Genomic DNA, 13,604 nt, shown 5'->3' with positions numbered 1-13,604 from the left:
TTCTCTCCTTACTCTCCTTGCTCGGCGGCGGCCATGCCGGCCGCACGTCCGGTAGCCCAAGCGATCTGCAAATTAAATCCGCCGGTATAAGCGTCCACATCAATGAGCTCGCCTGCAAAGTATAATCCCTTTACAAGTTTTGATTCCATGGTTTTGGGGTCGATCTCCTTGGTCTTGACCCCGCCTGCGGTGACGATGGCGTCTGTCACGGGGCAGGGGCCGGAGATCTCCACGGGGAAATGCTTGAGCAGATGCACCAGATTCCTGCGCTGCTCCCGGGTGAGGTCGTGGACCTTTTCGTGGGGCGGGATCTCCGAGAGCCGCACCACCACTGGAATCATCTTCTGGGGCAGCAGGTCATTCAGTGCGTTGCAGAAATCGTGGTTTGCGTATTTGGCAAAGTCCGAGAGCAGCCGCTTGTCCAGCTGGGTCTCCTCCAGCGCCGGCTTGAGGTCGATCTCCAGCCGGTATTTTTTCTGGCCGAAGCGCCGCATATGGGCGGACGCTGAGAGCACCAGCGGGCCGCTGACGCCGAAGTGGGTGAAGAGCAGTTCCCCAAAGTCTGAATAGAGCTTCTTGTCATTTTCAAACACCGTCAGCTCCACGTTCCGCAGGCTCAGCCCCTGCAGTTCCCGGCAGGCGCCGTAGTCCCGCAGGGGCACCAGAGACCCCCGCAGGGGCGTCACGGTGTGGCCGGCGGCCTCCGCCATCCGGTGGCCCTCTCCAGTGGAGCCGGTGGCGGGATAACTGACACCGCCGGTGGCCAGGATCACCGCCTCTGCCGGATAATTTCCCCGCTCCCCCTGCACGCCGCGGATGGTACCCTCTTCGATCTCCAGTCGGACCGCCCGGTCCCGGACCAGCCGGACCCGCAGCGCCTTGAGCCGCCGCTCCAGAGCGGCGCTGATGTCAAAGGAGCGGTCACTGATGGGAAACACCCGATTGCCCCGCTCTGTCTTCAGGGGAACGCCCAGCGCCTCGAAAAAGGCCATGGCGTCCCGCCCGTCAAAGCGGGAAAAGACGCTGTACAGGAATTTTCCGTTGCCGGGTACGTTGGCCAGCAGTGTTTCCAATCCCGCGTTGTTGGTCACATTGCAGCGGCCCTTTCCGGTGATATTGAGTTTTTTGCCCAGACGCTCATTGGGCTCCAGCAGCGTGACCTGGGCCCCCTGTTCCGCCGCGGTGATGGCAGCCATCATGCCGGCGGCACCGCCGCCTACCACTGTGATCCGTTTACTCATCGTCCGTCCTTCCGAATACGCCGTACTCGTTCCAAATATCCTCCAGCTCTCCAAAGGTCTTGGAGACATCCTTCCCCATCCGGTATCCGATGGCCACCAACAGCGCGTTGATCAGCGACAGCGGCGCCACCATGGAGTCCACGAAGGAGATCATCTCACTGGGGGCCAGCAGTGCCGCGTCGGACATCTGATACACCGGGGAGAGTTCGTTGTCCGTGATGGCCACGATGGTAGCTCCCCGGTCCCGGGCAAATTTCACGGTGTTCACCGTCACGTTGGAGTAGCGGGGGAAACTGATGGCCAGCAGCACATCTCCCGGCCCAATGCGGAAGAGCTGCTCGAAGATCTCGCCGGCGGCGTTGGACTGGACCAGCGTTACATTCTCTGAGAGCAGATGCATGTAAAAATTCAGATAGCCCGCCACAAAGTAGGACGAGCGTACGCCCAGAATATACAGATGGCGGCACTCCATCAGCAGGTGGACCACCTTGTCGAACTCTTTGCGGTCCGCCTCGTCCACCACCATCCGCAGCTTGTCCATATCCGTCTGCACCACCGCCGTCAACAGATCCTGGCCGGAGAGCATGTTCCCCGCCTGCTGGATGCGCTGCGTGGAGGTCAGGCGGCTGCGGATCATCTCCTGCAGGGCCCGCTGCATGCTGGGATAGCCGTCATAGCCCAGTTCCGAGGCAAAACGGACCACCGTGGATTCGCTGACGCCCACCAGACGGCCCAGCTTGCTGGCGGTCATGAAGGCGGCCTTGTCGTAATTTTCCAGGATGTAGTGGCCGATCCGCTTCTGTCCCTTGGAGAAGCTGCCCATATTGGTCTCAATGATATGTAAAATGCTTTTTGCCACGGTGTCATCCTCCCTCCAACCGCTGCCGGAGACATGTTCGGGGTGTTGCTTGCGGTAAGGTATTGTACCACAATTCCCGCCAAATTCAAACTCATTTTTGCAAGATTTTATCTTGCTCTTGCAAAAAAGAAGGTGCGGAGCAATTCCGCACCCCTGATGAACTGTTATGCCTCCCGCAGCGCGGCAACCTCATCCTCCGTCAGATACCGCCAGGCCCCGGCAGGCAGGTCTCCCAGCTCCAGCGTATGCTCCTGGACCCGCCGCAGCCGCTGGACTTTCCAGCCGCACTGGGCGCACATTCGCCGGATCTGCCGGTTTTTTCCCTGATGGATGGTAACGGCCAGCTCCGCTTTGCGGCCGCTCTGCCGCAGAAGTGACACCCGGGCGGGGCAGATAGGTTCTCCATCCAGGTCGGTCACAGCTGCCAGACGGGCAGCTGCGTCCCGGATATCGCCGAAGACCGTCACATGATAGGTCTTTTCCACCTGATGCCGGGGATGCAGCAAGTGCTGCATCAGTGCGCCGTCGTTGGTCAGCAACAGCAGTCCCTCGGAGTCCAGATCCAACCGGCCCACAGGGTATACCCGGGCACCGCAGTCCGACACCAGGTCCGCCACCGTTTTGCGCCCCTTCTCGTCGGAGAGTGTGGTGACATATCCCCGGGGTTTATTGAGCAGCAGATACAGCGGCGCTGCCTTCCTGCCCAGGGGTTGGCCGTCCAGGCGGATGTCGTCCCGGTCCGGGTCCGCCCGCTGGCCCAGCTGCGCGGTCTCGCCGTTGATGCTGACCCGCCCGGCAGTGATATAGGTCTCTGCCGTCCGCCGGGAGCAGATTCCCGCGGCGGAGAGCAGTTTTTGTACGCGTTCTTCCATATGTTCTCTTCCTCATTCCGGCAGGGCCAGGTGCAGCTGGTGGAGCGCCGGTTCCAGCCGGGGCGCCACACCGGCGCCGCACAGCAGGTCCACACGGCCCACCTCTTTTCCGTTCAGGCGGAACACCGCCTCCCCCACCCGGGTGCCGGCGCTCAGCGGTGCGGTCAACGGCTGGTCCAGCTCCACCTCTGTCGTCAGCTTCTCTCCTTCCGCCAGAGGCCAGGCAAAGCTCTCCGCCGCCACCAGCGGTACGGTATCCTCCGCACCGCCCAGGACCTCCGCCGTCTCCAGAGGCTGTCCCAGCACGGCTGCCCGGCTGATGGGATAGGCGGCAAAGCCGTATTCATACAGCGCCTGATGATCTGCCCAGTCATTGCCGTCCTGCAGCGTCACCGCCACCAGCCGCTGACCGTTTCGCTCCACGCAGCTCACCAGCGTTCGTCCTGCCGCCATGGTGTATCCGGTCTTGAGGCCGATGCACCCGTCGATATAGCTCAGGAGCTTGTTGTGGTTGGTCATCGTGCGTCCGCCGATGGTGATCTGGAGGGTGGAAGCGATGCGGACCAACGTCTCGTTTTCTACCGCCGCACAGGCGAGAATCGCCATGTCCCGGGCGGTGGAATAGTGCTTTTCGTCGTCCAGGCCGTTGGGATTTGCAAAGGAGGAGTGGTTCATCCCCAGGGCCTTGGCTTTTTCGTTCATCTGGTCCACAAACTTGTCCACGCTGCCGCTGACCCCCTCCGCCACCGCCACGGCGGCGTCGTTGCCGGAGCACAGCAGCAGCCCGTAGAGCAGCGTCTCCAGCGTCACCGTCTCCCCCTCCTTCAAGTACATGGAGGAGCCCTCGGTGTAGGCAGCCTCGCGGCTGACCTTCACAGTGGCGGAGAGATCTCCCTCTTCGATGGCCACCAGGGCGGTCAGAATCTTGGTGGTGCTGGCGATCAGCATTTTTGCGTCCGCGTTCTGCTCATACAGCACCCGGCCGCTGTCCACGTCCATCAAGATCGCGGAAGTCGCAGACGTACTGACCGCCGCGGCCTGACAAGGAAACATACCAGACAGCAAAACCGCTGCCAGCAAGCAGGCACAGATCCGAAGGGGCTTCAACAACCGCCATCACCTCACAAACAGAGTGATGGTAGTATACCCCTTTCAGCAGGTGGGATCTTCCTGTTTCTTGTCGAAATATTTTTCCGCTTTATCCAGAATATCGGGAACCATCTCCACAATGCGGTCCACGGTGGACACCGGGGGCACCGCCACCGGCAGCACCCGGGTGGTGCCGTCCTTGATGACCAAGAATGCCACCGGGTCGATCTTCACACCCGCGGCGCTGCCGCCGCCGAAGTTCTCCTTGGGTGTGGTCTTGCCATAGTCCCCGCCGCCGCTGCCAAAGCCGAAGCTGACCTTGGAAATAGGGATCAGCGTCACGCCATCAGGGGTGGTGATGGGCTGCCCCACGATGGTATTGGTGTCCACCATCTCCCGGATCTTGGCCATAGTTTCCCGCATCAGATCATTGAGGGGATGCTTTTTCTCCATCGAATCGTCCATAGTTTTCGTCCTTTCTTTATGCACGTGCGTCAGCGGTTTTGGGTGCAGCCTCTTTGGGCGGCTGCTGCTTTCTCTTTTGGTACTTCATCAGCCAGCGCAGCACGGGAATCCCCGCGCCCAGCGCCACTGCCAACAGCGTTCCCAGCCGGATGGTCACCGCGGCGGTTCCGTCCACCCGGTTTTTCCCGGCGTCAAAGTCCACCCCCACATGGATGTGGGGGTCCGGGACCACCAGAAACTGCTCCAGAGGCGGCATCACCGTCCAAACTACCATCTCCAGAATCCCGTAGGTCTCGGCGGCCTGCGCCGGGTCCTCCGCTCCGCCTACCGTGACGGAGAGATTCAGAGGATCGATACGGATTCCCCGCCGGGTCCGTTCAAGCGCCCGCCGGACGGGGGCCCGCAGAGTCTTCCAGGCGTCCTGCAGGTCAGCCCGGGTGGGCTTTGCCAGCTTTCCCCTGCTGCCCTTGCTTTGATCGGCCTTTTTCGGCTTCTGGGAGGAACTGCCGCTACTGTATGCCTCCGGAGGGCGTCGTCAAACAGAACCACGGGGACATGCTCTCCCTGGAGGAGCTGGCGGAGATCGCCGAGGCGGCGGTGCGGGTCGGCGTAAAGAAAATCCGCCTCACAGGCGGAGAGCCTCTGGTGCGCCGGGGGATCGTGGAGCTGTGCCGTCGGCTGCGCGCCATCCCGAGGCTGGAGGAGCTGTGTCTCACCACCAACGGTGCGCTCCTTCCCCAGCTGGCCGCCCCCCTGCGAGAGGCCGGCGTGGACCGGCTGAACATCAGCCTGGATACCCTGCAGCCGGATCGGTTTGCCGAAATGACCCGACTGGGACGCCTTTCAGACACCCTGGCAGGCATTGAAGCGGCAGAGGCCGCAGGTTTTCACAATTTGAAGCTGGACACCGTCCTCATCGGCGGTTTCAACGACGATGAAATTGAGGATTTCGTAAACCTCACCCGAGAGCACCCCTGGGAAGTACGGTTCATTGAGCTGATGCCCATGGGGCCCTGCGCCGAATGGGACAAAGGCTGTTTTCTGCCCGATGACACCGTTCTGCAAAAAATTCCCGCTTTACAGCAAATCGAGCCCTGCGGTGTGGCCCGGCGGTACCGGCTGCCAGGTGCTGCAGGCACCGTGGGACTCATCTCCCCGGTCCATCACGACTTCTGCGCCCAGTGCCGCCGCATCCGGGTGACGGCAGATGGAAAATTAAAAGGCTGCCTTCACTCGGCGGAGGAGCTGCCGCTGCGGGGGCTTCACGGCCCGGAACTGAAGGACGCAATCCGGCAGGGAATCCTCCACAAGCCGGAGCGCCATCATCTGGCCGAGCGCCGGAGCGACACACCCCGGAACATGAATCAGATCGGAGGCTGAACCGTGAGCGAGCTGACCCATTTCAATGAACAGGGGCGGGCAAAGATGGTGGATGTGACGAATAAAGCCGTTACACACCGCACCGCCGTGGCCGCCGGGGAGATCCATATGGCCCCGGGGACCCTGGAAAAAATCAAATCCGGTACCATGAAGAAGGGCGACGTGCTGGCGGTGGCTCAGGTTGCGGGCATCCAGGCCGCCAAGCACAACTGGGAGCTGATCCCCATGTGCCATCCCCTGCCCCTGACCGGCATCGACATCACATTCGCGCTGTCGGAGGAGCCCTGTATGGTGGAGATCAGGGCCGCCGTCACCTGCACCGGCGTCACCGGCGTGGAGATGGAAGCCCTTACCGCCGTATCGGTGGCAGCCCTGACCATCTACGATATGTGCAAGGCCGTCCAAAAGGACATGCACATCGAAAACATCCGCCTGCTGGAAAAATCCGGCGGCAAAAGCGGAGATTACAGAATAAAGGAGTGAGCCACTTGGCCACTGTTGTATCCGTCAATATCAGTGAGCGGAAAGGGACCCAGAAACACCCCGTCCCGGAAATCCAGCTCAAGCTGCACCACGGCATCGTGGGCGATGCCCACGCCGGGGACTGGCACCGCCAGATCAGCCTTCTGGCGGAGGAGAGCGTGGACACCATGCGTGCCGTCTGTCCCATCCCCCTGGACGCCGGGGTCTTTGCCGAGAACATCAACACGGAGGGCCTCGACCTCAAGAACCTGCCCGTGGGCACCCACCTGAAAATCGGTGAGACCGAGGTGGAGGTGACCCAGATCGGCAAGGAATGTCACAGCGACTGCGCCATCAAAAAGGCCGTAGGAAAGTGTGTCATGCCCACGGAGGGTATCTTTGCCGTGGTGGTGAAAGAGGGCACCGTCCGGGCAGGCGATGAAATCGAGATTCTGGAGGCGGAGAAATGAAGCTCATCAAAACCGAGGAGGCCGTGGGGCATGTGCTCTGTCACGACCTGACCCAGATCATCAAGGACCAGTACAAAGACGCCCGTTTCCGCAAGGGCCATGTGGTGACCGAGGAGGACATCCCGGTACTGCTCTCCATGGGCAAGGAGCACCTGTACGTCTGGGAGATGACGCCGGGCATGCTCCACGAGAACGACGCCGCCAAACGGCTCTATGCCCTGTGCGCAAACGAACATATGGACCGCAGCGAGGTCAAGGAGGGCAAGATCGAGCTCAAGGCCGCCTGTGACGGCCTGTTCCGGGTGAACTCGGAAAAACTCATCGCCGTCAACTCTATTGAGGATATCATGATCGCCACCCGCAAGGGCGGCACTGCCGTCCGCAAGGGGGACAAGCTGGCAGGCATGCGGGTGATCCCCCTCGTCATCCCGGAGGAGAAGCTCCAGGCGGCGGAGGCTGCCGCCGGAAACGCCCCCCTGCTGGAGCTCAAGCCCTGGGTCCGGCGCACCGCCGCCATTGTGGCCACCGGCAGTGAGGTGAAAAAGGGCCTCATTCAGGATACCTTTACGCCGGTGGTCAAGGATAAGCTGGCCGCCTACGGCATTGAGACCATTTCCGTTGCCTACTCCGGCGACGGGGTGGAAAACGTGGCCGACGCTGTCACGGAGGCCCGGAAAACCGGCGCTGACATGATCCTCTGCACCGGCGGCATGAGCGTGGACCCCGACGACAACACCCCCGGCGGCATCAAGGAAAGCGGGGCGAAGATCGTCACCTATGGCGCCCCGGTGCTGCCCGGCGCCATGTTTTTGCTGGGCTACTATGAGGACGGCACCCCCGTCATGGGCCTCCCCGGCTGTGTTATGTACGCCGGTGCCACCATCTTCGATCTGATCCTGCCCTGGGTGGCGGCGGACGTCCCTGTGACCCGGGCACAGATCGTGGCCCTGGGTGAGGGCGGATTGTGTCTTGGGTGCAAGCCCTGCCACTGGCCGGAATGTCCCTTTGGAAAATAACCTGTCTCAAAAGCGCGCCGGAGAACCGGCGCCGCTTTTCGGGAGCCGTTCACCTCAAACGAGTATCACGAAGTGTACCTTGCGGCGAATGGTGAAATCCTGTAAAATCAGAAAGGAATATCTGCCATGAAGAAGTTGTTTGCCCTGCTGATGTCCCTGAGTCTGATCCTGGCCCTCACCGCCTGCGGCGAAAGCCAAACCGATGAGACCGCCTCCAACGGGGACAACAGTACCCAGTCGGAGCCGGTGGAGCTCTATGTTTTTGCTGCCGCCTCCATGGAGGAGTCTTTGGACCAGGTGATCGCCGACTATGAAGCCGCCCATGAGGGCATCACCATTGTCCCCACCTACGATTCCTCCGGCACCCTCAAAACCCAGATCCAGGAGGGGGCCGACTGCGACGTCTTCATCTCCGCCGCTCCCAAACAGATGAACCAACTGGACGCCCAGGGCGGTGAGGAAAACACCGAGGGGCTGGACTTCGTGGCCAGCAACACCCGGCTGGACCTGCTGGAAAACAAGGTGACGCTGGTGGTTCCTGAGGGCAACCCCAAGGGCATCGAGAGCTTCGATCAGCTCGCGCAGCTGCTCCGCAGCGGCGATGTGCTGCTGGCCATGGGCAACAGCGACGTCCCCGTGGGCCAGTACACCCAGAAGATCTTTGCCTATTATGGACTGGATGAGGCCGCCCTGGCCGATGCCCAGGTCCTTTCCTACGGCAGCAACGTCAAGGAGGTCGCCACCCAGGTAGCGGAGGCCGCGGTGGACTGCGGCGTCATCTACGCTACCGACGCCTTCTCCGAAGGACTGACCGTGGTGGATGAGGCCACCTCCGAGATGTGCGGTCAGGTGATCTATCCCGCCGCCGTCATGAAGAACAGCCAGCATCCCGACGAAGCCAAGGCATTTTTGGACTACCTCTCCACCGACGAGGCCATGGCCCACTTTGAGGGCGTGGGCTTCTCCCCCATTGCCTGATTCGGAGAAATTCAGCGGTGATCGTTCCTCCCGCTGATCACTGGGTTTCCCTGCCGCATCCTCGGATGAGGTACGTCCTGATTGGGCTCTTCCCCACCGGGACCCGCACAGTTTGACCGGGCGGGCTTTGCCCGCCCGGCTCTATTTTCCACCGCCCGCTTTTCCCCCATGGCCCGGCAGCGGACTTCATCTTCCCTACCAGGAGGTTTCCCATGGATTGGTATCCTCTTTTCAACTCTCTGCGCATCGCCGCCATCTCCACGGCGGCTGTGTTCTTTCTCGGTATCCTGGCCGCCTATTACATTGCCCGGCTCCCCCGGCTTGTAAAAGGCGTGCTGGATGTGGTGCTGACGCTGCCGCTGGTGCTTCCGCCCACGGTGGTGGGCTGGCTGCTGCTGATCCTGCTGGGTCCCAAACGCCCCTTGGGCTCCTGGGTCCTGGAAACCTTCGGCGTAAAGCTGGTAATGACTTGGTGGTCCGCGATCTTTGCCACCATTGTGGTGGCCTTTCCGCTGATGTACCGCACCGCCCGGGGCGCCTTTGAGAGCTTCGACCACACCCTGGCCGACGCCGGCCGGACGCTGGGACGGTCCAATACCTGGATCTTTTGGCGGGTCCAGATGCCGGTGTGTCGGCAGGGCATCCTGGCGGGGGCGGTTCTGGCCTTTGCCCGGGCACTGGGGGAATACGGCGCCACCTCCATGGTGGCCGGATACACCCCCGGTCGGACCGCCACCATCTCCACCACCGTCTACCAGCTCTGGCGCACCAATGACGACGCCGGCGCCGCCCGGTGGGTACTGGTGAACGTGGCCATCTCCGCCGTATTCCTGCTGGCAGTGAACCTGCTGGAGACCCGGCAGCGGCAGACCAGAAAGGAGGTGCGGTGATGGCGCTTTCCGTCGATATCCGAAAGGAATTGGGCTCTTTCCGTCTGGATGTCCGGTTTGAAGCGGAGCAGGGCACGCCTCTGGCGCTGCTGGGTGCCTCCGGCTGCGGAAAATCCGTGACGCTGCGCTGCATCGCCGGTATTTTGAAGCCGGATGAAGGACGGATCACACTGGACGGAACCGTCCTCTATGACAGCGCCGCCCGCATCGACCTGCCGCCCCAGCGGCGGCGGGTGGGATATCTCTTCCAGCAGTACGCCCTCTTCCCCAACATGACCGTACGGCAAAATATCGCCGCAGCGGTCCCCAACCGGCAGGAACGCAGCGTGCAGACCGCGGAACTGCTGCGCCGCTTCCGGCTGGATGAGGTGGCCTCCCAGCGGCCCTGGCAGCTCTCCGGCGGTCAGCAGCAGCGCTGCGCGCTGGCCCGGATTCTGGCCTCCGCCCCCCGGGCCATCCTGCTGGATGAGCCCTTCTCCGCCCTGGACGGCTATTTGCAGGACCAGCTGGAGGTGGAACTGGCGCAGACGCTGGAGCAGTTTTCCGGCCCGGTGGTCTGGGTCTCCCACGACCGGGGAGAGGTCTTCCGCAACTGTCCCCAGGTGTGCGTCATGGACCGGGGCACTTCCCAACCGGTGACCAGTCTGGAAGCCTTGTTCCGCTCCCCCGGGACCGAGGCCGCCGCCCGCCTGTCCGGCTGTCAGACCTGCGTCCGTGCCGTTCCCGACCGTGACAATGTGTTCCTGCCGGAATGGGGTCTGACCCTCTTCTGCGGCCGCAGTGTGCCGCCGGAGACCCGGAACGTGGGCATCCGTGCCCAGCACGTCCACCCCGCCGCCCCCGGGGAGAAAAACGCCTTCACCTGCGTCGTTGTGCGGCAGATTCGGGACGAAGCCGCCGACATGATACTGTTGCGTCCCGAAGGCTCCACCCCCCAGGCACCCCTGCTGCGGATGGAACTTTCAGATCACCGCCAGATCACGGAAAACCGGATCACCGTGGCCGTCGCCCCGGAAGATCTCTTGCTGCTGCGCTGAACAAAAAAAGGAGGAACCGATCATGTACAAAGCCGCCGTGTTAACGGTCAGTGACCGTTGTTCCCGGGGAGAACGCCGGGACGAAGGAGGCCCGCTGACCGCAGAGCTGCTGCGCCAGGCAGGCTATCAGGTGCTGGAGACCGCCGTGGTACCGGACGAACAGCCGGAGATTGAAGCCGCGCTGCGGCACCGGTGCGACGCGGGAACAGTGGATCTGCTGGTCACCACCGGCGGCACCGGCTTTTCTCCCAGAGACGTGACCCCGGAGGCCACTCTGGCCGTCTGCGACCGGCTGACCCCCGGCATCCCGGAAGCCATGCGCTACGCCTCCATGCAGATCACGCCCCGGGGCATGCTCTCCCGGGCCCAGGCAGGCATCCGAAAGCGGACCCTCATTGTGAATCTGCCTGGTTCCCCCAAGGCCGTCCGGGAAAACCTGGAGGCCGTTCTGCCCACCCTTGCACACGGCCTGGAGATGCTCACCGGAGGACCGGCGGATTGCGCCAGGCTGACGGACTGAGCAGATGGGAGACCCTTCAAGTTCTCTAGTTTACTTTGCTTTAAAAAAAGCACCCCGAAAAATTCGGGGTGCTTTTCCATTTTATTTTGGTTCAGGGTTCATTGGCCCAGAAATCGCTCCACCAATCTCCCCCGCCGGAAGGCTCCGTCGCATCAGGCTCGGTGGGTTCTTCCGGTTCGGTTCCCTCCCCGGTGGAATCATCCGTGGGCGGGATATAATTGGGATCGTTGGGATCTGTCGCGGCATCCGGATTTTCCGGTTCCTCCGCCGCCTGGGTGTGGACAGGACAGCCGCTTTCCGCCGCCTTTTCCATGTTGGCGATCAGGTATGGATCATCCTCTGCGGAAATCCCGGAGCCGTAATCCGTCCGCTGGTAATCCAGGAACGCCTTCTGCACCACAGACTCTGCCGGGCAGAACTCACCGGCCAGACACTTGCCCTCCGTGCAGTAATCCCGGAGCACGTGCATGGAGCAGGTCTCCTTGGGACCGGTGCCGGCGGCTACCTCCACGGAGACAATCCGGCTGCCCCGCACGTCCTGCGAGCAGGCATCCGAGGGCCGCAGGCCGCTGTCCAGGCAGACCTGAATGGTCTCCAAACCGGTGGAGGGCTTGTCAAAGTCTTTGTTGGGCAGCTCCTCATGGATCTTCTGCATCACCTTTTTCCACATGGTGATGGCCGGGTTTCCGGAGTAGCTGATCTTCTCGTTGGATTTGTAGCCCGTCCAGACCGCCGCGCAGTAATAGGGGGTATAGCCCACAAAGTAACGGTCGTAGTTATCGCTGGTGGTACCGGTCTTGCCGGCGATGGTCATGCCGCCGAAATTGGCAGAGGTAGCGGTACCGCTGGTGACCGCGCCCTTGAGCATCTTGGTCATGAGGTAGGCGGTTGTCTCCTTCATGGCCACATGGCTCTCCGCCTCATTCTCCAGGATCACCGTCTCTTCGCCGGTAGTGCTGTCGGTCTTGGTGACCCGGACATAGGTCCGGGGAGAATTGTAAACACCGTTATTGGCAAAGGCCGCATAGGCCGCTGCCATCTCCTCGGTGGTCAATCCGTAGGTCAGACCGCCCAGGCCCAGAGACGAGAGGTTCATATCCTCCGCCACCAGGTTCAGGTTCAGCTTTTCCGTGGCAAAGGCAAACGCGTCCGCCACGCCCACGCTTTGAAGCGCCTGAATGGCGATGGTGTTGATGGACTTGGCAATACCGGTGGAGAGGATCGTCCGCCCCGTATAGGTATTGGGCGAGTTCTTCGGCCACGGGTTGCCGTTGAGCAGCTGGACCGGGTAGTTGTCAAACACGGTGGCCGGGGTGATGGCTCCCTCGTCCAATGCCGGGGCATAGGCTGTCAGCGGCTTCATAGAGGAGCCTACCTGCCGGGGCAGTCGGGCGTAGTTGGTCAGAAGGTTGCCCTCTTTCTCCCCCACGGCACCCACCATGGCCACGATATTGCCGGTGGAGGGATCAATGATGGTGATGCCGGACTGGAGCTGCTGGCCGTTGCGGGAGGTGACGTTCAGATTGCTGCGGTCGCCGTAGACTTCCTCCGCGATGTCCTGAATCTCCGGGTCCATGGTGGTATAGATGTTATAGCCGCCGTTGTAGACCCGCAGCAGCGCCTCGTCCTCGGTGATCTTCAGCTCCTCCGCCAGATCGGAGGACACGTCCCGGATCACCTCATCCACAAACCAGTTGTTGATCTGGGTGCCGCCGGTGGCCTGTTCCACCAGATCCTCGGCAGAAGTGGAGCCGTCCGTGAACTGCAGCACCTCGTCCTTGGCGGCCTGAGCCTCTTCCTCCGTCAGGAAGGGCTCTCCCGTCTCCGGGTCCTTGATCTTGGTCATCTTGTCCAGGATCCGCTCCTGACGCTCCTTGTTCAGCTCCCGGGGCGTGACGGTGGAGCCGTCCTCCCGGGTGATGGTGATGTTGGACATGGGACCATACAGGGAGGGATTGTTGGTGATGGCGATCAAACTGGCGCACTCCGCCACACTCAGCTCGCTGAGGTCCTTGCCGAAGTAATACTCTGCCGCCGTCTGGACGCCGTAGCAGCTCTTCCCCAAGTAGATGAGGTTGAGGTACATCTCCAGGATGTCGGTTTTGGTGTAGTGCTTTTCAAACTCCAGCGCCCGGAAGATCTCCCGGACTTTCCGGTTGACGGTGGGCTGGTTGTCCTGGGTCATGTTGCGGATCACCTGCTGGGTAATGGTGGACCCGCCGTAGGTGTCGTTGCTGGTGAACATGTTCAGCGTCGCGCCGATGGTCCGCTTCCAGTCCACACCGTTGTGGGAGAAGAACCGTTCGTCCTCAATGGCCACGGCGG

The 13,604-nt window shown here is 62.0% G+C and carries 15 protein-coding genes; 8 read left to right on the top strand and 7 right to left on the bottom strand.

The window, feature by feature from the left end; genetic code table 11:
• Nucleotides 1–8: 8 nt before the first annotated feature.
• The 6 genes from QZL67_RS04430 to QZL67_RS04405 all read right to left on the bottom strand — a co-directional run bounded on the left by QZL67_RS04430 (nt 9) and on the right by QZL67_RS04405 (nt 4,872).
• The gene (locus QZL67_RS04430) at nt 9–1,241 is read right to left on the bottom strand and encodes an NAD(P)/FAD-dependent oxidoreductase (RefSeq protein WP_022289556.1); all 1,233 of its coding nucleotides are present in this window, start codon (nt 1,239–1,241) and stop codon (nt 9–11) included.
• Entirely contained in the window at nt 1,234–2,100 is an 867-nt protein-coding gene (locus QZL67_RS04425) for a MurR/RpiR family transcriptional regulator (RefSeq protein ID WP_022289555.1), read from the bottom strand. The genes QZL67_RS04430 and QZL67_RS04425 overlap by 8 nt, the downstream gene beginning before the upstream one ends.
• Nucleotides 2,101–2,264: 164 nt before the next feature.
• Entirely contained in the window at nt 2,265–2,972 is a 708-nt protein-coding gene (locus tag QZL67_RS04420) for a pseudouridine synthase (protein WP_022289554.1), read from the bottom strand.
• A 12-nt stretch (nt 2,973–2,984) separates the two neighbouring features.
• A complete protein-coding gene (locus tag QZL67_RS04415) occupies nt 2,985–4,079 on the bottom strand; it encodes a D-alanyl-D-alanine carboxypeptidase family protein (RefSeq protein WP_292919857.1) in 1,095 nt (364 codons plus the stop codon).
• A gap of 45 nt (nt 4,080–4,124) precedes the next feature.
• Nucleotides 4,125–4,526: a GerW family sporulation protein gene (gene ytfJ, locus QZL67_RS04410; RefSeq protein ID WP_022289552.1), complete on the bottom strand. Its 402-nt coding sequence runs from the start codon at nt 4,524–4,526 to the stop codon at nt 4,125–4,127.
• A 16-nt stretch (nt 4,527–4,542) separates the two neighbouring features.
• Nucleotides 4,543–4,872, bottom strand: coding sequence for a DUF2953 domain-containing protein (locus tag QZL67_RS04405; protein ID WP_292919863.1), 330 nt, complete (start codon nt 4,870–4,872; stop codon nt 4,543–4,545).
• 98 nt (nt 4,873–4,970) lie between these two features.
• Between QZL67_RS04405 and moaA the strand changes: the two genes are divergently transcribed.
• From moaA to QZL67_RS04365, 8 genes are all read left to right on the top strand, one after another.
• Nucleotides 4,971–5,906 (top strand): GTP 3',8-cyclase MoaA, encoded by a 936-nt coding sequence (gene moaA, locus QZL67_RS04400; RefSeq protein ID WP_292919855.1) that lies wholly within the window; start codon nt 4,971–4,973, stop codon nt 5,904–5,906.
• A gap of 3 nt (nt 5,907–5,909) precedes the next feature.
• Nucleotides 5,910–6,389, top strand: a complete 480-nt coding sequence (gene moaC, locus QZL67_RS04395; protein WP_022289549.1) for a cyclic pyranopterin monophosphate synthase MoaC — start codon at nt 5,910–5,912, stop codon at nt 6,387–6,389.
• Between the two features lie 5 nt (nt 6,390–6,394).
• Nucleotides 6,395–6,838: an MOSC domain-containing protein gene (locus QZL67_RS04390; protein ID WP_022289548.1), complete on the top strand. Its 444-nt coding sequence runs from the start codon at nt 6,395–6,397 to the stop codon at nt 6,836–6,838.
• Entirely contained in the window at nt 6,835–7,854 is a 1,020-nt protein-coding gene (locus QZL67_RS04385; protein WP_022289547.1) for a molybdopterin-binding protein, read from the top strand. Before QZL67_RS04390 ends, QZL67_RS04385 begins: the two co-directional genes overlap by 4 nt.
• A 126-nt stretch (nt 7,855–7,980) precedes the next feature.
• On the top strand, nt 7,981–8,832 hold the full coding sequence (modA, locus tag QZL67_RS04380) for a molybdate ABC transporter substrate-binding protein (RefSeq protein ID WP_022289546.1): 852 nt from the start codon (nt 7,981–7,983) through the stop codon (nt 8,830–8,832).
• A gap of 212 nt (nt 8,833–9,044) precedes the next feature.
• A complete protein-coding gene (gene modB / locus QZL67_RS04375; RefSeq protein WP_022289545.1) occupies nt 9,045–9,722 on the top strand; it encodes a molybdate ABC transporter permease subunit in 678 nt (225 codons plus the stop codon).
• A complete protein-coding gene (locus tag QZL67_RS04370) occupies nt 9,722–10,759 on the top strand; it encodes a sulfate/molybdate ABC transporter ATP-binding protein (RefSeq protein WP_022289544.1) in 1,038 nt (345 codons plus the stop codon). The genes modB and QZL67_RS04370 overlap by 1 nt, the downstream gene beginning before the upstream one ends.
• A 22-nt stretch (nt 10,760–10,781) precedes the next feature.
• Nucleotides 10,782–11,279, top strand: coding sequence for a molybdenum cofactor biosynthesis protein B (locus tag QZL67_RS04365; RefSeq protein ID WP_022289543.1), 498 nt, complete (start codon nt 10,782–10,784; stop codon nt 11,277–11,279).
• A gap of 91 nt (nt 11,280–11,370) precedes the next feature.
• On the opposite strand, the gene QZL67_RS04360 is transcribed toward QZL67_RS04365, so the two are convergent.
• Nucleotides 11,371–13,604: transglycosylase domain-containing protein (locus QZL67_RS04360; RefSeq protein WP_292919853.1), on the bottom strand; the 2,234-nt coding region annotated here is incomplete at its 5' end.

The sequence above is a fragment of the Oscillibacter sp. CAG:155 genome (genome assembly GCA_000436875.1).
Taxonomy (GTDB): domain Bacteria; phylum Bacillota; class Clostridia; order Oscillospirales; family Oscillospiraceae; genus Oscillibacter.
Note: the sequence above shows the minus strand (reverse complement) of the source record. Positions and strands in the feature narration are given on the sequence as shown.